This is a genomic window from Limnothrix sp. FACHB-1083 (assembly GCF_014696485.1).
In the GTDB taxonomy this organism is placed as follows: Bacteria; Cyanobacteriota; Cyanobacteriia; order CACIAM-69d; family CACIAM-69d; genus CACIAM-69d.
Genome location: NZ_JACJQD010000017.1, coordinates 45,855 through 65,279 on the forward strand (window position 1 = coordinate 45,855; position 19,425 = coordinate 65,279).

The following is a 19,425-nucleotide window of genomic DNA, read 5'->3' on the forward strand; positions in this document are numbered from 1 at the left end:
ATCCTGTGCGGAGCTTGGCACAATGACCCCCAGCGCTGAAATTATTTGTGTCGGCACTGAGCTGTTGCTTGGCGACATTCTCAATGGTAATGCTCAGTTTTTGGCCCAACAACTGGCGGCATTGGGCATTCCCCACTATTACCAAACGGTGGTTGGCGACAATCCCCAACGCCTGCAACGGGCGATCGCTACCGCTTGCCAACGATCGCGCATTTTGCTGTTTACGGGTGGCCTGGGCCCCACGCCCGATGACCTAACCACCGAAACGATCGCCCAGTTTTTCGATGTGCCCCTGGTGGAACATCCGGCCGTCATTGCCGACATTGAACAAAAATTTGCCCAGCGCGGCCGCACCATGGTTCCCAGCAATCGCAAGCAGGCCTTGCTGCCGGCCGGTGCGGCCATTTTGACCAACCGAGTGGGCACGGCTCCGGGCATGATTTGGCAACCGGTTCCGGAGTTATTGTTGATGACCTTTCCCGGTGTGCCCAGCGAAATGCGCACCATGTGGGCGGAAGTGGCCGTGCCTTACCTGCGAGATCATGGGTGGTCGCACCAAACGATCGTCTCCCAAACCCTGAAGTTTTGGGGCATTTCCGAATCGGCCTTGGCGGAACGGGTGGCAGACTATTTAGCCAGTTCGGATCCAACGGTGGCTCCCTATGCCAACCGAGGATCGGTGAAGTTGCGGGTGTCGGCCTGTGGAGCCACGGCGGCCGAAGCCCTGGCCAAAATTGAGCCGATGGTGGCGCAAATTCGCGATCGGGTGGGGCCCGATTGCTATGGCTTGGATCAGGATACGTTGCCGATCGTGGTGGGTCGATCGCTCCAAGACCGAGGCGAAACCCTGGCAGTGGCGGAGTCCTGCACCGGTGGCGGCTTGGGGCAGTTGTTGACGGCGGTGGCCGGCAGCTCCGCCTACTTCCTCGGTGGCATCATTGCCTACGACAACCGGATCAAAACAGCCCTGTTGGGGGTTTCGGCGGAAACGCTGGATCGCTTCGGAGCCGTCAGCCACGAAACAGCAAAGGAAATGGCGATCGGGGCACGAGAGCGCCTCGGCAGCACCTGGGCCATCAGTATCACCGGGGTGGCGGGGCCCGGCGGTGGCAGCGAGGCAAAGCCCGTGGGCCTGGTCTATGCGGGCATTGCCGGGCCCGGTGGGGTCACCACCCATGAAATGCGCCTCGGGATCCAGCGCGATCGGGAATGGATCCGCCACGTGAGCGCCTGCACCGCTTTGGATTTCTTGCGTCGCCGCTGGCTATGAGATTGGCCGATTTGTTGTCCGTTTGGTTCGTTTAGGTTGGGGGTTGCGAGTTGGGCCGCTGCGCGATCGACGGTTGCGAGTTGGTTGGCGAGATGGGGTGCGAGCACCGGGCGATCGACCTCGGGCTTGGCTGGTCGATCGCTTGGCCCGGCGGGCGCGTCGCTTTTGCCAAGAGCTGAGATGATCCGTTGCAATATGAGACAGGGCCCCCACCTCCAGCCCCACAAAACCCGCCACCAAAAACGGGAATTGATCAACCCACAGCCATTGACCGATCGCCCGGGTTTGGGCCAAGGTGACCGCCTCAAAGCTGGCATAGCGATCGGCCCCACCCAACAGGGAAAACCCGATCGCCGCCAATCCTAACAGCAGCAACCATCCCAGCCCCAGGGCGATCACCAAATACAGCACCCGTAAGGTCGTGCCAATCAGCGGCCCGTGAGACCAGGTGGAGCGGTGGCGAATCAGTTTTTGGTAAGGAATCCAAATGATACGCAGCGGGCCCCAACGTTGGAATGGGTGCGATCGAATATCCAGGTCTGGGCTGAGCCAATAGCCCCCCACCACACAGCCGATCGCGCTCGCAGCCGCCAACCCGAAATCCGTCGTCACCCCCAATCCCACCAAGAACCAAATCCCGGCCGTGTTGATCGTGATTCGATCGTGAACCAATCCGGCAGCCATAGGGACAGGGCGCAAATGCTGATAACGAGAGCAATATCTAAAAAAGCTGATCAACCAAAATCAGGCTGATCCACACCAGCCATCGAACCAGCCATAAAACCAGCCATAAAGCCAGTTATTGAACCGAAACTAGGCCCATCTTGAGCCACAGGAGCCAGCCCTGGCAAGCGATCGGGCAGCGGATCGCGCTTCTTTCCATTAAACGCGATTAAGACTCAGCACAGAATTACGCTGTGCTTATGAATTCAGCATCTGAAATTTGAAAATTGTAATCAAGTCAATTATTTATTAAAACTTATTCTCAATTAGGATGAAGATCAGGGTGTCAATCGCTACAGCCGCCAGCGGGTCACTCACTGGCTCTCAGGGCGGTGACTTGATTCGTTGCCCCCAAACCATGGCCCCATCACCAATTTTTGACCGTTGGCCCCACTAACCCTCACCCGCGATCGTTCCCTATCGGGATGGATCCAATCAGCAAGTTTTTGATTGTGAAGAAGTTACCGTCAAGTGCCACGCGCTGGCCAGAGCGTTTCTGGAGGCTGTTTCACCTCCGTCAAGCCCCCGCCCCTTCCACCTCGGAGCCAATCGATCGCTGGAGCCATGGGCCCACACAAGCCACCGAATGGTTGACCGTCACCCCAGCTCATCTCCCGTTTCAAAACACCCACCTCAACACCCACCTCAACACCACTCCCTTGACACCCTCTTGCTTAATCATGCCTGTCGCTGCTCGTCGAACCGATCGGCCGGGATCTGCGCCACCCCCACCCCCTGCCCCATCGCTAACACCTGTTCCCTATCGTCGTTACGGGCCCGTTGCCATTGCCTTGTTGGTGGGAGTGGGTCTGTCGGCCTGGGCGGCCAACTGGGCGGCCGATCGGGACTTGGCCCAAGCCCGCGCCCAACTGCAACAGCAAACCCAACAATTGGGCAACAATCTCCGTGATGATTTAGAACAAATTACCCGCACCACCCGCGCCGGGGCTTTGATGTTCGATCGCCGTCGCCCCGCCTCGGCCGCCGAATTTCAATCCATCAGCCAAAACCTTTTGTCCGACGTGGCCAACACGGCTGATACGGCCTGGATTCAGGCCGATCCTCAAACGGGGCCCTATGTTCAATTTCAACTGGGGCAAGGCATTCAGTCCCTTAGCGGTCGGCAATCCGGTCAGCGAGCAACCATCCCCCCAGCCCTCAACAGTTGGCTGAAGCGGGCCCAGTCCTTTCAGCGGCCCTTGACGATGATTGTGTCCAATCCGGATCCTCGGCTGCTGACGGTGCAGGGAACCGACCAGGGTTGGTTTGTGACCCAAACGGAAATTACCCGATCGCTCCACCTCACCCGTGGACAAACGGGCGTGTTGGATTTGGATATTTTCCTGTTTGATCGTCCGGTGGATTATTTGCAATCCCAGTTAGCCAATCCCAGTAGCTTCGATCGCATCCTCCCGATCGCTAGCACAGCCCCTTGGACTGTTGGGGCCCAGCAGGCCTTGCGGTGTCCTTGGAAAGGCCCTTGGGACATTTGCACCCAATCCATTAACGTGGGCGATCGGGAAATGTCCCTGCTCGTTTTGCCCCATCAAATTTTTTCGCCCTTCCTGTTTCCTAACAGCATCGCGGCCTTTCTCGTGGGCTTAAGCCTCACCGCCAGCATTGCCGCCTATCTTTTCAACAATATTCGGCGAGTGGTGGTGCAAGAATCGCTCCTTAACCAAGTGATTTACAGCAACCAACAGCTTCAGGAATCTCGCTTGGCCCTGCAAGATCGCACTGAAGATTTAGAAACGGCCCTTCAAGAACTGCAAGAAGCCCAAGCCCACCTCATCCAAAGCGAAAAACTATCCAGCTTAGGGCAATTGGTGGCCGGAATCGCCCACGAAATTAATAATCCCGTGAGCTTTGTCCATGGCAATTTGCATCACGCTTCGGAATATGCCACGGAACTTTTAGAAGCCGTGATTGCTTACCAAGAGAGGATCGATCGCCACAACCAGCAATATTCCAAAACCCCTCATTTCGTCCCGATCGCCCATCCCGAGACCCTTGATTTAGATTACATTGCCGATGATTTTCCCAAGCTGCTTACCTCCATGCGCGTGGGAACCAATCGAATTCGGGAAATTGTGAAATCCCTCAGAATCTATTCTCACGTCACCACCGAAGCCAAGGAACCGGCCAGCCTCCACGAGTCCATCGATCGGGTTTTGATGATCTTGAGCCATCGGATTCAGGAGCTAAAACCCGATCTCAATATCATTCGTCAAAATGGCTCCTTACCTGCCATTGACTGCACGATCGGGCAAATTGATCAGGTTCTAATTAATCTGTTGGTCAATGCCATTGATGCGATCGAAGAACGCTGGCAAACGGCTCCCCCGGCCCAAGAATTACCCACCCTGACGATCACGACCCAAACCCTCAATTTGTCTTGGATCAAAATTGAAATTACCGACAACGGTATTGGTATGAATGAGGTGACCCGCGCCAAATTATTTGACCCGTTCTATACCACCAAGCCCGTTGGCAAAGGCACAGGATTGGGCATGGCGATCGCCTATCAAATTATTGTGGAGCGTCACTACGGCTCGATCGACTGTCGATCGATTCCCCACCACGGCACAACCTTTGAAATTAAACTGCCGATCACCAGAGACATCGCTAGCGCCGCCACTTCTGCCTGATTGATCAGCCACTTCAATAGGGGCTGATGCCCAATGGCTCCAGGTTCAGGTGTGCCGCCGCTGCGGCCAGGGCCGCGCGATCGCGCCAATTGTCCACGTGGGGCAAATAGCCCAGCACCGGCACATGGGTCAGGCTTTCAATCAGGCCGATGGGGGCCAAAGCTTCTCGATCGGCCGCGCTCACGGCCGTCACTTCATTCAGGACAATGCCCCGCAGCGGAATTTGGAATTGACGAGCCAGGGCCACATTCGCCACCGTTTGGGCGATCGCCCCCAACTTGACCGGCACCACCAACACCAACGGCAACCGCCAAGCGGCCACCACATCCGCAAAGGTCAACTCCCAAGTGACCGGCGACCCCAAGCCTCCGGCCCCTTCAATCAAAATGAAGGAGCGATCGCTCTGGAGGGTTTGCAGAGCTTGCCAGGCCAAGGCCAGGTCGATCGTTTTGCCTTCCCGTTCCGCCGCGATCGGGGGAGCCAAGGGAGCCTGCAGCCGAATGGGATTAAAGGATTCGGGGCTTTGATTCAAATCCGCAAACAATTCCCCATAAATTTCCCGATCGCCCTCCCCGGACTGTACCGGTTTCAGCAGGCCCAAGGCCCCTTGTTTCTGACAATGCTGCTGCCAATAGGCCGCCAATGCCAGCACAAAGACCGTTTTGCCCACTTCCGTATCGCTCCCCGCGATCGCCAGTTGCTGCGGTCGTCTTTCACTCATCCCCATTCTCCTGTTGGTTTAGCGTGCTTCCATCGGCTTCAGCACTACTCAGGCCGATCGCCCTGCCGCTTCTTGCTCCAAGGGTTTGATCACGGTTGCTACCGAACCCGCACGGCAATCTCAAAGGGCATTTCCAAATCCGAGGACACTTCAATGCCGTAGTTGCCGCCCACGGGCGCTTCCAAGCTGACGGATCCTTCCAGTCCTTCCATGTCCGGAATCGGGCCATTGGGGCCAAACACCGTGGCTCGCAAACCGGAAGGAATACTAATTGAAATTTGCTGACCCGCCTGGGCTTCAAAACCAAAGGTTTGGGGAACCTGGGGCTGAGTCACACCTCGGAAGTTGCGCGAAGTGGGTTGGCGGGTTGGTTCTGGGCTGGGGCTGGGAGCTGGCTCCGGAGTCGGGGTGGGCGTTGGCGTGGGGCTTGGCTCCGGACTGGGGGAAGCGGGAGCCGCCGCTAGCCGTAAGCGCAGGCGGTAGTCTCCCCTGGGCGCACCGGGGGCCACGCGCACTTGCAGGGCATATTCACCAGCCACGGCAATCACGCCATCCCATTGGCGCAGATCCCGGCTCGATCGATCCGCCGGGTCACCATCGGGAGCCAGGAGACTAGCAATCACGTTATTGCCTGCCACGGAAATGCTGAGGGGTTGCTCAGCACCGGCCTGGAAACGATAGATCAGGGTTTCGTTTTCGCCCAGGGTGCGGGAATCTTCAAAATCCCCGGCGGGCTGAAGGTTCAACCGCTGGGTAGAGACCACAGGCGAGGCGATCGGGCTAGGGGACGGGGTGGGAGAGGGCGTGGGGGAAGGGCTAGGCAGCGGCGGACTTTCGGAAACCGTCGCGGTTGGTGTGGGGTTGCTGTTGTTGGGCGATCGACTCAGGAATTGATTCACCAGCGACCAGGAACCTACTCCCGTCCCCACCACCAACAACACGCCTAACACCGTCACCGCCCAAGGGTTATCCATCAATGATCCTCGGGGTTCCACGCTCCAATCGGGGCCGGGAGCCGGGGCCGGTGCAGGCGATCGAGGGGCGATCGGAGGCGGCGCAGCCCGACCCACCACCACCGTCGCCATGGTTGAAGGGACAGTTCCCGTGGGATTAGCGGCTGGGGCCGGCACTGCCGGAGTTGGGGGTGAAGTGGAGGGCGGCTGGGCCACGGGGCGGGCCGTCGCATCCAACGTCACCTCCTGCAACGCCTGAAGCACCAAGGAGGCAGAGGGATAGCGCTCCGTCGGTTGATAGGCCAACATCCGTCGCAGCAGATCTCCCAAGGCCGGCGTGAGGGGCACATACTGATCCCAATGCCAGGTAAGGGTGCGATCGTCTAGCAAATCCTGGGGTTCTCGCCCCGTCAGCAACACCAACACCGTGGCGGCCAAGGCATAGAGATCGCTGCTAGGGTAAGCGCGGCCGGTTTGAATTTGTTCGCTGGGGGCATAGCCGCTTTTACCAACGGTGGTGGCCTGCACGGCCGTGGCTCCCGGTTGTTGGAAGCGGGTGGCCATTTCTTTGATGGCCCCAAAGTCAATCAACACGGGCAGTCGATCATGCTCCCGCAGAATAATGTTTTCCGGCGAGATATCCCGGTGAATGATCCCCAAATTGTGCAGGTAGCTCAACACGGGGAGCAACTGTTGCAAGAGGTAGAACACTTCCCCTTCCGCAAAGAGCTGACCATGGTGCAGGCGGCTATCGAGGAGCGATCGATAGGTATTGCCCTGCACGTAGTCTTGCACCAAAAATAGGCGACCCTCCGCCTCAAAGGTGGCTTGAAACTTGGGAATTTGTGGGTGATTGATTTGGTAAAGAACCGCTGCCTCGCGCCGGAACAGTTCATTGGATTTTTCGAGGGCGTAGGCATCGCCCACGGGCGGCGTGAATTCCTTGAGGGCACAGCGCTCGCCAAATCGCCCCAAATCCTCCGCCAGGTAGGTGCGCCCAAAGCCACCCTGTCCCAACACTTCCACAAGGCGATAGCGATTTTGGAGAACAGTTCCGGGGGGCAGGGACGGTTGCATGGGACTCGGGGCGATCGAAGAACAGTTGAAATGGCAATTCAGTCAGGCAATAGTCAGGCGATGATCGAGCAAAAACTCAGGCGAAACTCAGACGAAATTCAGAAAAAAACAATTTATTCCGTGACTTGCATCGCCCCGTTGGACTGATCAATTGTTTGATCGAACCATTAAAGGAGTCGGGTGATTTTGATTGTTCAGACGCAACCGGCGCTAAAACCAATTTATAGGGCTGAATGAACCGATCAGACTTGGGGCGATTAGCGGCATTGTTGTCACCCAACCCCCATTTCCCCTGATTATCCCAGGTCTGCGATCAATCAATCGCCCGGCACAACCGCCCAAGAAACTGGGCGGCGGTTGTTGGTTGAAGATCCATTGGGTTGGATCTCCATTGGCTAGCGATGCCGTTGAGTCCCTAGCCGCTTCCTTGGGGGTAGCAAGTTGAGGCGCATCTGCCGCCAGATGCAGCCTGGGCTTGTCCCGTTGCGATCGACTCGGGAACTGGCCAGAACTCGCGGTGGCCCGCACCACCAGTTAGGGTTTTGCCCCTGTCTGGGGTTGGGCTGGGTGTTGAATTGCCCGTTTGGGCAACCCTCGGGACTCATCCTAGCCGATCGGGCTAGGGGATGGTCGATCGCCCCATTGAACTCGTTAAACTGCCCCCGTTTTCTGTCACAATTGCCGCCCGATCGTGCAAAGGTTTCTGACTGTTCCTGACCAGATTCCTGCAGCAGCAATTGCTCACGGATGTTATCTGATTCCCGTCGTCACGGAGCCTGATCAGCCGTCTGGTCAATCAGCCGTCTGGTCAAGCCTTGACGACTACCCTTGGCGATCGGCTCACAACCACCCATGTCATTGAATGCGGGAACGCAAACCCAAAGAAAATTGGAAGGAAATGCTAAGATTGCCATGAATGCGCTTCGAGGGTCTGCCGTGATTTGCTCTGCGACTTCTCCGCTGCCGACTTCGCATCGCGAAGTGACGGAAAAGAGCCGACTTCGCATCTTCTCAGGATCGGCAAATGTCGCCTTGGCCGAAGAAGTTGCTGCATACCTGGGGTTACCGTTGGGACCAATGGTTCGCAAACGGTTCGCCGACGGTGAGCTTTATGTTCAAATTCAGGAGTCAATCCGGGGTTGTGATGTTTATCTGATCCAACCGGTTTGTCGCCCTGTGAATGACCATCTAATGGAATTGTTGATCATGGTGGATGCTTGCCGCCGGGCTTCGGCGCGCCAAGTCACCGCTGTGATTCCCTACTACGGCTATGCCAGGGCCGATCGCAAGACGGCCGGCCGGGAATCGATTACGGCCAAACTGGTGGCGAACCTGGTTGTGAAATCCGGAGCCGATCGGGTGTTGGCCATGGACTTGCATTCAGCGCAAATCCAAGGCTATTTCGATATTCCGCTCGATCATGTTTTTGGTGCGCCAGTCCTGATCGACTACCTCGAAAGCAAGAACCTGTCGGATATTGTCGTGGTGTCGCCCGATGTGGGCGGGGTGGCGCGGGCCCGGGCCTTTGCTAAGCGCCTGAACGATGCGCCCCTGGCGATCATTGACAAGCGCCGCCAAATGCACAATGTGGCGGAAGTGCTGAACGTCATTGGTGATGTGAAGGGCAAAACGGCCGTTTTGGTGGATGACATCATCGACACAGGCGGCACGCTCACGGAAGGGGCCCGAATGCTGCGTCGGGAAGGGGCACGCCAGGTTTATGCCTGTGCCACCCATGCGGTGTTGTCTCCTCCGGCGATCGAGCGCTTGTCCAGTGGGTTATTTGAAGAGGTGATTGTCACCAACACGATTCCCATGATGGATCACCACCATTTTGACCAGCTCACGGTTTTGTCGGTGGCGAATGTGCTGGGCGAAACCATTTGGCGCATCCACGAAGACACGTCAGTTAGCAGCATGTTTATCAATGACTAATATCCATGATTCAAGGATGCGCTTGCGGAGCTAGCTGACTGGGGCTGAGATTCACTGATGGATGGTGGAGGGAGCGAGTTCGTTCGGAAGGTGGCTTCTGGCCATTGCTCCTACAAGGACAAAATTCCTCAACATTGTCCTAAAACTCAAGGGTGACGGACGATCGACCGAGAAACCCAACGGGGGCGTTCACGGTCGATCGTTTGTCTTCGCTGGCTTTTCGGAATTACCATTCGGAATTGCCATTGGGGGTGATCGAGCGCGATTAAGCGTAATTGGGTGGGATTTCGACGACCTGAAGACGACCTGAACCTGTTGATTAACCCATCTCAATGCAGGGGGCCATCCAAAACCTGGCTAATGCCCTATGTTGCGAATTACAGCCTTCAGGTAGATTGATTGGGATTTTCGATTTTGTATTTTCTGAAGGATGAGGATTAGCCATGGATATTTTTCCGGCGATCGATCTGTTGGGTGGACGTTGTGTCCGGCTCTTTCAAGGTGACTACGATCGCGCAGAAACCTTTGGTGATGATCCGGTGATGGTTGCCCAGCGGTGGATGACGGCGGGGGCCAGTTGGTTGCACCTGGTTGACTTGGATGGGGCCAAAACGGGAGAACCCGTGAATCTCCAGGCGATCGCGGCCATTACCCAACAACTGGGCGATCGCCCAATCCAGATTCAAGTGGGAGGCGGCATCCGAACCCGCGATCGCGCGGCCCGCCTATTTGAGCTAGGGATCACCAGAGCAATTGTGGGAACCGTAGCCGTGGAGCAGCCGGACGAAGTGGCCGCCTGGTGCGCGGAATTTCCCGGGCGGATCGTAATTGGCATTGATGCCCGCAATGGCTGGGTTGCAACCCGGGGTTGGCTGGAAACCTCCGAAGTGCGGGCGGTGGAATTGGCCCAGCGCGTTCAGGACTGGGGCGCGGCGGCCATTGTTTACACGGATATTCACCGGGATGGCACTTTGGCAGGCCCCAACAAGGAAGCCCTGCGCGAGCTGGCGGAAGGGATTTCCATTCCCGTGATTGCCTCCGGGGGCATCAGTTCCGTCACCGATTTATTGGGGCTGCTGGCCCTGGAGCCGGTGGGAGTCACGGGGGCGATTGTCGGTCGCGCCCTCTACACCGGCAACGTGGATCTCAAGGAGGCCATCCAGGCGGTGGGCCCGGGTCGAATTCAAGATCTCCCCCTGAATTTTGGTCAGGAGGCGATCGGGTAACTCAGCCGCTGAGGCAGCCCCGGAATCCAAGGCGATTGAGGGGCCCATCCGCAGCGATCGCCCAACCATTGTTGATCCTTAGCCCTAACCCTGAGCAGCAGCGGGGCGCAGAATCACTAACCCATAGGCCTGGGGATTCAAATATTGCTGGGCGGCCCGCTGCAAATCTTCTGGGGTCAGGCAACGGACAGCATCGGGATATCGCAGAGCCGCATCCACATTGCCCACCAAGGTTTGGTAGTAGCCATAGAGGTTCGATCGATTCGCGGGGGTTTCATTGCCAAACACAAACCCATTAGCCACCCGCGCCCGCACCCGATCGACCTCCGCCATGCTCACCGGTTCCGAGCCAATACGCGCCATATGATCCTGCAAGCGGGCTTCCAGCTCTGGCAAATGCTCCGGCTCACAATGGGCGGCCAAATAAAACGTTCCTTGGGCGCGGTAGGTCAAATTGGTGGCCGAAACCTTGGACACCAATCGCCGCTCTTCCCGCAAGTCCCGCACCAGGCGCGAGGTGCGGCCATGGCCCAACACCGCCGCCAACACATCCAGCGGATAGGTTTCCCGCAAGTCCTGTAGCCCCGGAACGCGCCAGAGCATGATCAGGCGGGCCTGTTGCAACGATGGGTCAATGATTTCCCGGCGTTCAACGCGATCGAACGGCAACTCTGGAATTAACGATGGCGTGGCCACCGGCAAGCCCGACCAATCCCGATCGCGCCAGGCCTCGTTGAAGCCGGTTTCCAAAATCTCGAATAACTGCTCCGGCGGCAAATTACCCACCGCCACGGCCGTCACCGACTGCGGGCGATAATGGCGATCATGGAAGTCCCGCATCTGCTGCACATCCAAGTGGGCAATCACTTCCGTGGGGCCCAACACCGGCCGGTTATAGGGCAAGGTCTCAAAGGCCAGGTTCATCACCGCTTGGAAGGTGCGACGGCGAGGATTATCTTGGCTGCGGCGAATTTCTTCGAGCACCACATGGCGCTCCCGGTCAAATTCCGCGGCCGGCAACTGGGGCCGCAATGCCACGTCAAATTGCAAAGGAGCCAGGGCCGCAAAATCCTGGGGAGCGGCGGTCAAATAAAACTGGGTGTAGTCTTGGCTGGTGGCGGCGTTGGTGACCGCTCCGCAAGCTTCAATCCGCTGCTCAAATTCCCCGAGGGCGAGCCGATCGCTCCCTTTAAACACCATGTGCTCCAAAAAGTGGGCCATGCCATTAATGGGTTCAGGTTCGATCGCTGAACCAGCATTGACCCACAAACTGAGATTGATCGCCTCAACGGGCATCTGCTCCACAATCGCGAGTGCACCACAGTCTAACCGCCGAATTAACGGCCCAGTACGGACGGTTTCGATCGGCGGCAGGGCCGGGGCAAACAAGCTTGGCGACATCATTGGCTCAGCTCGCGGAAAGGTAGGATTTAGTTAGACCGCTATTAGCCTAGACCGATTTCACCTCACTGTGCTGGCTGGTGCGGTTACTAGCGGGATCGGCGATCGGGGTTTTGGGGGTGGGCGTTGTTTTCGTGGTCTCCCGAGGGCCGCGGGCCTCAATCAGGTCAATGGCGCGGCTGACACTTTCCGGGAAAACCACCACTAACCCGCCATCCACCGCCCGATCGAGGGCCGTATTCACCGCCGTGGTTTCATCCAGGATGGTTTCAAACCGGCGAACCCGCGCCAGCCCTTCTTGACGAGCGGCAGTGATGCCCGCTTCGATTTGGCGAGCGGCGCTGCCCCGGGCCCGGCCGCGATTGTCGTCATCTTCCTTGATCAGAATTTCATCGAACATTTGGGCCGCCAGCTTGCCCAGCAATTGGAAGTCCTCATCACGGCGATCGCCCGGGCCACCGACCACACCCACCTTGGTGCCGGGCCAGTTTTGGACAAACACGCCCACCGCTTCATAGCCAGCGGGATTGTGCGCGTAGTCCACTAGGGCGTGGTAGCGACCCAAATCAAACAAATTCATTCGCCCCGGGGTCTGCTTGGCACTGGATGTGAAGGTCATCAGGGCCTGACGAATTGCTTCAATGCGCACCCCTTGGGCAAAGGCGGCCAAACTGGCGGCCAGGGCATTGGCAATTTGGAAAGCGGCCTTTCCGCCCAGGGTGAGGGGAATGTTCTCGGCTCGATCGATCCGCAGGGTCCAATCGCCTTTGAGAATCGACAGGTAGCCGTTTTCATAAACAGCGGCCAAGCCTCCCTGTCGGGCATGTTCCCGCACGATCGGGTTCTCCGGGTTCATGGAGAAATAGGTGACTTGGGCCAACACATGCTCCGCCATGGCCGCCACCAGGGGATCATCCGCATTGAGCACCGCATAGCCATCGGGGGCAGCGGCTTCCGCCACCACCGCTTTCACGCGGGCCATTTGTTCGATCGTGTCGATGTCCCCCAGCCCCAGGTGGTCAGCGGCCACATTCAACACCACGCCCACATCGCAGCGATCGAACGCCAAGCCCGATCGCAAAATGCCTCCCCGAGCCGTTTCCAGAATGGCCACTTCCACGGTCGGATCTTGCAGGATCAGATTGGCACTTTGGGGGCCGGTGTTGTCCCCGGGTTCCACCATGTATTCCCCGATGTAAGTGCCGTCGGTGGTCGTGTAGCCCACCACTTGTCCCGTTTGGCGATAGATATGGGCAATCAGGCGAGTGGTGGTGGTTTTGCCGTTGGTACCGGTCACCGACACGATCGGCACATGGGCCGGCGACCCGGGCGGAAACAACATATCCAGCACCGGTTCTGCCACGTTGCGGGGAATGCCTTCACTGGGCTGCACATGCATCCGGAAGCCCGGCGCAGCGTTCACTTCAATCACCACACCCCCGTTTTCGCGCAGGGGGCGGGAAATATCGGGCGTAACAATATCAATCCCGGCAATGTCCAAGCCAATGATTTTGACCACCCGTTGGGCTAACCAGATGTTTTCCGGGTGAATTTCATCGGTGCGATCGATCGCAATGCCGCCGGTACTCAGGTTCGCCGTGCCTCGCAGATAGCAAATTTCGCCCCGATCGAGCACAGTATCGAGAGTCAGGCTTTGCCGCTCCAGCATTTGCTCCAAGGGGCGATCGATTGTGATTTTGGTGAGCACATTATCGTGGCCACTGCCCCGGCGCGGATCGCGATTGGTTTCGTCAATCAACGCCTGAATGGTCGATCGCCCATCTCCAATCACCCGAGCCGGCACACGCTCCGCCACGGCCACCACCTGACCATTGACCACCAATACCCGGTGGTCATTCCCCTTATAAAACCGCTCCACCAAAATCGTCTGGGACTTGGAATCGGCCATGGCCATTTCGTAGGCTTCTTCCGCCGCTTCCCAAGATTCAATGTCCAGGGTGATCCCTCGGCCATGGTTGCCGTCCAAGGGCTTGATCGCGATCGGGTAGCCACCGACCTCCTCGATCGCATCCTGTAGCTCGTCTAGGTATCGAACCGTTGTCCCCCGAGGAACCGGCACGCCCGCATCGGCCAAAACCCGCTTGGTGCCGTCCTTGTCGCAGGCCAACTCCACCGCCAAAATTCCCGTCCGATCGCTCAGGGTCGCTTGCACCCGCTTTTGGCGAACCCCATACCCCAACTGAATCAGGGAGCGTGCCGCCAACTGCCGCCAAGGAATTCCCCGGCGCTCTGCCTCGCGCACCAGGGATTCCGTGCTGGGGCCCAGGGCTTCCTCTGCCCGAATTTCCTCCAGATCCTGCAAGTCTTGCTCCAGCTCGGCCCGGGGATAGCTGCCCGAGTCCACAATGCTGCGGCACAGACGCACGGCTGCTCGGGCCGCATACCGCCCGGCCCGCTCGTTTTCATACTCGATCGCCACCAAATAAACCCCTGGCTCTGAGGTTTCGCGCGTGCGCCCAAACCCCACAGGCATCTGCGTCAATTCCTGAAGTTCCAGGGCCACATGCTCCACGATGTGCCCCATCATCGTGCCTTCGCGCACCCGCTCCAGAAAACCACCCCGCTTGCCCCGCGAGCAGTGATGCTCCATTAAGCTGGGCAGGGCTTCCACCAGTCCTTCGTAGAACCCCGGAATCTCGTTGGAGGGGCGATCAGCCAAGTCCGCCAAATCCAAACGCAAAACGACAAGCTTATGGCGGCGAATGCTCCAATAATTGGGGCCGCGGAGCGTCTGGACTTTCAGGATCTTCATCGGAGGCAGTGTTGAGGAAGGTTCAAAAAGAACGGGGAGATGCGTGACCCAACCGTCATCTAACGAGTCAGCGACACCGAAGGATTAGCTTAGTCTCAGTGCTGACGATGATACTGAACTGTTCCTGAGGAACAATTTTTTCAGAATTCTTAGCTGTCAGGTTAGCCGCTTGGTTCACAAACAGCAACAGAGGCCAAGGGGAATGGACGGGGATTGATCGCCCAAAATGGCCAAGGTGTTGTCTAGTGGGAGATAGACCCGATCGGCAAAGCCTTGGGGCCGCCCTGTGATCACGCCCTTGCGAGCCATATTGGCGATCGAGCGGGTCTCCGAATGGGGATCAAAAGAAATCTGGAAGAATGGGCGGCGTGATCCGGATTCGCCGGTTCCCGAGCTGGGTCTGGATCGGCCGGGGCCGGGGCGGTTTAAGATGAAATCGCGTTGGATTGCTCGCTAGCCAACCCGCTAGGCGGCATCTGAAATTATTAGTGATGCGGGTCAGTGATGCGGGTCGTTGTGATTGTCGCGATCATAACGATGCTGTCGATCATCAACAACTAATCCCGCGTGTAATCTAATCCCGCGTGTAATCCCTCGTGATTGAGGACGCAGCAGTCCTTCATGCTCCGTTTTGCAACGCCCGATCGAACTCGAAACCCATGCAATTTTCGTCCCTGAACCGCTCCACTTGGAAACGCCTCGCGATCGCGTTGTTGCTGACGGTTGTGGTGGCGCTGCAAGCCTGCGCCGCTCCAGCCAGCGGCTTGAAGGCCTACATTGATGCCACCAAAGGCTATCGATTCCTGTACCCGATCGGGTGGGTGGCCGTCAAAGTGGCCGGCGGGCCCGATGTGGTCTTCCATGACCTGATTCAAGAAACCGAAAACGTCAGCGTTGTGATCAACCCTGTTCCCAGCGGCAAAGCCCTGCCCGATTTGGGAACTCCCAGCGAAGTGGGTTATCGCCTCTCTAAGAGCGCGATCGCCCCGCCCGGCTCCGGACGCACCGCCGAACTGGTGAATGCCGAGTCCCGAGAAGCCAACGGCAAAACCTACTACTTGCTGGAATATGCCGTGAAGCTGCCTAACCAAGAACGCCACAACCTGGCCAGCGTTGCCGTCAGCCGTGGCCAGCTCTACACCTTGAACATTTCCGCCTCCGAAGGGCGTTGGGACAAGGTGAAAGACATGTTTGAAACGGTTGTTCGATCGTTCTCTGTGGACTAGGCAACTTGGCCTCAGCCGGGGCGACAGCGACAACCAACGGGCGATCGGCCGCACTCAGGCGATCGAGATCGGTGGCGAAGTGGCGATCGAACATCAATGGCAGTCAACTGGATAGCGCTGGGTAGCGACCGATCGCTACCGCGTCAATCATTCAGACAGGGCAATGGCAAGGCTGTTGCCCTGTTTCCTTGGTAGGGTCTGGGCAATCCTGACCAAGGCCAACCGCCACCCTTTCACCCGAACTTCCGCCGCTTCCTCATCCGTGGATTCACCCCCGATTCACCCCCGTCAACCCCATTCCCTAACCTTTCGATTACTAACTGACCAAGACTATGCCTAACCCCTTGCAATTGGTGTTAGCTTCCGCCTCTCCTGCTCGCCGCAAACTCCTCCAGATGGCAGGCATTCCCCCGATCGTTTGTCCCAGTGACTTCGATGAAGATTCCGTCACCGTCTTTGATCCAGGACAACTGGTGCAAGTGCTGGCCCAGGGCAAGGCACGGGTGATTGTCAATCGGCTGCGGCAGGAGCCGGCCCTGCGGCAGGCCCTATTGGGATCCCATGAACTGGGCAGCTCGATCGTGGTTTTGGGTTGCGATTCCGTGCTGTTGGTAAATGGGGAAGTCTATGGCAAACCCGACTCACCCGCCGAGGCCATGGAGCGCTGGCAACAAATGCGGGGGAAAATTGGTGATCTGTACACGGGCCATGTGCTGATTGATTTGGCGAGCGATCGGGAGTTGATCCAGTCCGCCACCACCCGTGTTCATTTCGCAACCCCCACCGATGCCGAAATTGCGGCCTACATCGCCACGGGCGAACCCATGCAATGCGCCGGGTGTTTTGCCCTCGAAGGTCGCGGCGGCCTGTTTGTGGAGAAAATCGAAGGCTGCCACATGAATGTGATTGGCCTCAGCCTGCCCCTCTTGCGTCGCATGTTAGGGGAGTTGGGATACGACGTAACGCAACTTTGGCAAACCCCAGCCCTTTAAAGACAAACTGGAATCGCTGGCGGCTGCGTCGGCCCCTGAAATGGGGGCCGGCTTTGATCTTGGGCCCATTGTGCCAGATTCAGATCCAGTCCCGATCCAGTCCATACCCAGTCAATTTCCATCAATTCCAGCAACCCACTCCAGAATTTCAGCCTGAAATTCAGCCTCAGCGGTGGATCTTGGCATTCAGGAGCATTTTTAGCCTTTCTGTCGCTCAATCCACTGGTGACACGGGAGCTAAGGGCGGTACGATTGAAATTTAGGGGCAACAAGCATCAACTTTTCAGTTTTGATCGACATCACCGGCCGGCGATCAAAACGGAAAAATTGCGACCTATCCAAACCAACTTCGTGCAAAGTAAACAGAGCCGGATTGGTCATTTTGTTTAATGGTGCGGTAGTTTCTGCCAGCGCTGCGATCGGGATTTTCACGACTGTTTTGCAGCGCTTCAACTGGTCTGAATCCCACCAGCAAGTTGATAATTAAAATCTGGCATTTACGGAAGCGAAGCTTCGATGTTTAGGGGGATGGGGTTGCATCGCCAGCCATCGATCGCCGCCGACGAGGTTTAAGCATGTGTTCATGAATTTTTCCAATTCGGCCAGTGTGCCCAATCGCCCACCCACAGCTTCCGGCTCCAACCACGAATCGGTTCCTTCCGAGTCACAGTCTCTGATTGTGGCGCTGGTTGGAGGCAATGAGACTTCAGAACGCCTGATTTGGGAATCTCTGATTCAGGAGTCTGGCCATGTGTTGTTCGATCACTGGACGATCGACTCTTTAGCCCAATTGCGATCCCAAACGGATCCACCCCTGCGTGAGCTGGCTAAGGTGGAACTGTTGGTGCTATTGGTAATGCCGGAAACGGTGAAGCCAATGCTGGCACTAGTGGATTGGCTATATCGCCAATCGGGGCTGCCCTCTTTGGTGGTGGTGATGCGTCCCCTGCCCTCCTCGATCGCGCCATTGGTTTCAGCCCTCACCCATGGCGGCATCTGGGGCGTGGTGGGGTTGCCTTGGACTCCCGAGCAAGGGCGGGCCATGCTCGATGCGGTGAGCAGTCGATGCTTGGCCGATCGCGAAGCCCGGCGCTGTCAGGTGTCGTTGGAACAGCAATTGATCGATCGCAACCAACTGGCCGCGATCGCCCTCCATGACTCCCGCAGCGCGATCGGAGCCATTCAATCCTATGCCCAACTCATGGATCGGTTTTGGGATCATTGGCCCGCCGAACAACAGCGAGCCTACCTGAAGCGGATCGGTTGTTTAGCGGAAAAAACCCTTTCGGAATTTAACGATCTCACGGTCTTAATTGAGGCTGATTCCGGCCGATTGCGGTTTGAACCTGCCTGGTTAGATGTCTCTGCCTTGCTGAGGGAGGTGGTCGATCGTTGCCAACAAATTGCACCCGCCCTGTGTCACATCACAATCCACGATCGCCTAGATCATTCTCAAATTTGGGCCGACGCTCGCCTATTTCGGCTGATTACCAATAACCTCTTGGACAATGCCGTCAAATATTCACCAAATGGCGGCACGATCGAGGTCTTTCTATCGCAACAAAGTAACTTCCTACTCCTACAGGTTCGCGACCATGGCATCGGCATTTGTAGCACCGATCAGGAACGGATTTTTCAACAATTTACCAGAGGATCCAACGTCGCTGACATTCCCGGCACTGGATTGGGTTTAGCCATCATTGCCCAATGTGTTCAATTGCATCACGGCAAAATTGAACTCGATAGCGAATTACAGCAAGGCAGCCTATTCACCGTTTGGCTACCGATGATTGCACTAGGTTCTACCAATCATCACGCTGCTTCCGGCTTTGCGGATGGCTAACCCACGCTTACCGTTTCAACCCAAGTTCGTTGCAAATTTTGCAAGTGCCCGTTTTCAATTTTGCCAACGCTTGATGAACTCAAGTCATTAGCGCCAGTACCCAAATCCCAAAAGTTGTTGCCTTTTAACTACATATTCTCTGGTGAATTATTCAAGCTTTTATAAGCCAGAGAATTTTTCAAATTAAGTTCAAAGGCAACGACTTTAGAGGGTAGTTCGAGAAGAAGCACGATCCAGATTAAAAATCAGATCAACCATAATTGAGTGGCAATTCATTCATGCCAAATTAAAAATCAGTTCAACCATAGCTGGATAATAATTCATGAATAATCTTAATGACTGATTTGATCAAAAATCAATCGAACTTGATTGATTAGTACCGTATTTTTACTGAACTTCTATTAGCTGATCAGATCAGGCATTCAGATCAGTTGATGAAAGCTCCTTGAATACTTGAAGTTGATTGATAATCGCCTTACGATCATCAACACCAGATGAGGTGGTCGCTGCCAGAAGTGTTGAATGACAGATTCAGGTTATAAAAAAGGGGTAAGAAGATGTAATTCTTACCCCAAACAATCAAAAAGTAATACACCAATGTTACGCTCATTCTCTCAAATCGTCAAACCTATTCTCA

At 56.7% G+C, this 19,425-nt stretch carries 15 protein-coding genes; 8 read left to right on the plus strand and 7 right to left on the minus strand.

Features of this window, described 5'->3' with window-relative positions:
• The first annotated feature begins 22 nt into the window (after positions 1-22).
• Positions 23-1,270 carry a competence/damage-inducible protein A gene (locus tag H6F46_RS17305; protein WP_190356015.1) on the plus strand — a complete coding sequence of 416 codons (1,248 nt, stop codon included), beginning with the start codon at positions 23-25 and terminating at the stop codon, positions 1,268-1,270.
• Here the strand turns inward: H6F46_RS17305 and H6F46_RS17310 are convergent.
• Positions 1,265-1,954, minus strand: coding sequence for a metal-binding protein (locus H6F46_RS17310; RefSeq protein WP_190356016.1), 690 nt, complete (start codon positions 1,952-1,954; stop codon positions 1,265-1,267). The genes H6F46_RS17305 and H6F46_RS17310 overlap by 6 nt on opposite strands.
• Positions 1,955-2,418: 464 nt before the next feature.
• Between H6F46_RS17310 and H6F46_RS17315 the strand changes: the two genes are divergently transcribed.
• Positions 2,419-4,641, plus strand: coding sequence for a sensor histidine kinase (locus tag H6F46_RS17315; protein WP_190356017.1), 2,223 nt, complete (start codon positions 2,419-2,421; stop codon positions 4,639-4,641).
• 13 nt (positions 4,642-4,654) lie between these two features.
• On the opposite strand, the gene bioD is transcribed toward H6F46_RS17315, so the two are convergent.
• Positions 4,655-5,362, minus strand: a complete 708-nt coding sequence (gene bioD, locus H6F46_RS17320; protein WP_190356018.1) for a dethiobiotin synthase — start codon at positions 5,360-5,362, stop codon at positions 4,655-4,657.
• A gap of 98 nt (positions 5,363-5,460) precedes the next feature.
• Positions 5,461-7,392 carry a serine/threonine-protein kinase gene (locus H6F46_RS17325; protein WP_190356019.1) on the minus strand — a complete coding sequence of 644 codons (1,932 nt, stop codon included), beginning with the start codon at positions 7,390-7,392 and terminating at the stop codon, positions 5,461-5,463.
• A 912-nt stretch (positions 7,393-8,304) separates the two neighbouring features.
• On the opposite strand from H6F46_RS17325, the gene H6F46_RS17330 reads away from it, so the two are divergent.
• The gene (locus H6F46_RS17330; RefSeq protein ID WP_190356020.1) at positions 8,305-9,327 is read left to right on the plus strand and encodes a ribose-phosphate pyrophosphokinase; all 1,023 of its coding nucleotides are present in this window, start codon (positions 8,305-8,307) and stop codon (positions 9,325-9,327) included.
• 443 nt (positions 9,328-9,770) lie between these two features.
• Positions 9,771-10,553 (plus strand): 1-(5-phosphoribosyl)-5-[(5-phosphoribosylamino)methylideneamino]imidazole-4-carboxamide isomerase, encoded by a 783-nt coding sequence (gene hisA, locus H6F46_RS17335; RefSeq protein WP_099532160.1) that lies wholly within the window; start codon positions 9,771-9,773, stop codon positions 10,551-10,553.
• A gap of 84 nt (positions 10,554-10,637) precedes the next feature.
• Here hisA and H6F46_RS17340 read toward each other — a convergent pair whose 3' ends face one another.
• The 3 genes from H6F46_RS17340 to H6F46_RS19640 form a co-directional block, all read right to left on the minus strand.
• On the minus strand, positions 10,638-11,957 hold the full coding sequence (locus H6F46_RS17340) for a pitrilysin family protein (RefSeq protein WP_242028020.1): 1,320 nt from the start codon (positions 11,955-11,957) through the stop codon (positions 10,638-10,640).
• A gap of 46 nt (positions 11,958-12,003) precedes the next feature.
• Positions 12,004-14,727, minus strand: a complete 2,724-nt coding sequence (cphA, locus tag H6F46_RS17345) for a cyanophycin synthetase (RefSeq protein WP_190356021.1) — start codon at positions 14,725-14,727, stop codon at positions 12,004-12,006.
• 174 nt (positions 14,728-14,901) lie between these two features.
• Entirely contained in the window at positions 14,902-15,036 is a 135-nt protein-coding gene (locus tag H6F46_RS19640; protein WP_255407483.1) for a hypothetical protein, read from the minus strand.
• Between the two features lie 350 nt (positions 15,037-15,386).
• Between H6F46_RS19640 and psbP the strand changes: the two genes are divergently transcribed.
• The 3 genes from psbP (at position 15,387) to H6F46_RS17360 (ending at position 16,945) form a co-directional block, all read left to right on the plus strand.
• Complete coding sequence (gene psbP, locus H6F46_RS17350; protein WP_190356022.1) at positions 15,387-15,953, plus strand: photosystem II reaction center PsbP; 567 nt, start codon at positions 15,387-15,389, stop codon at positions 15,951-15,953.
• Positions 15,928-16,068, plus strand: coding sequence for a hypothetical protein (locus H6F46_RS17355; protein ID WP_190356023.1), 141 nt, complete (start codon positions 15,928-15,930; stop codon positions 16,066-16,068). Before psbP ends, H6F46_RS17355 begins: the two co-directional genes overlap by 26 nt.
• A gap of 217 nt (positions 16,069-16,285) precedes the next feature.
• On the plus strand, positions 16,286-16,945 hold the full coding sequence (locus H6F46_RS17360; protein WP_190356024.1) for a nucleoside triphosphate pyrophosphatase: 660 nt from the start codon (positions 16,286-16,288) through the stop codon (positions 16,943-16,945).
• A gap of 237 nt (positions 16,946-17,182) precedes the next feature.
• On the opposite strand, the gene H6F46_RS17365 is transcribed toward H6F46_RS17360, so the two are convergent.
• Positions 17,183-17,377: a hypothetical protein gene (locus tag H6F46_RS17365; RefSeq protein WP_190356025.1), complete on the minus strand. Its 195-nt coding sequence runs from the start codon at positions 17,375-17,377 to the stop codon at positions 17,183-17,185.
• A 151-nt stretch (positions 17,378-17,528) separates the two neighbouring features.
• On the opposite strand from H6F46_RS17365, the gene H6F46_RS17370 reads away from it, so the two are divergent.
• The gene (locus H6F46_RS17370) at positions 17,529-18,788 is read left to right on the plus strand and encodes a sensor histidine kinase KdpD (RefSeq protein ID WP_099532155.1); all 1,260 of its coding nucleotides are present in this window, start codon (positions 17,529-17,531) and stop codon (positions 18,786-18,788) included.
• The last annotated feature ends 637 nt before the right edge of the window (positions 18,789-19,425 follow it).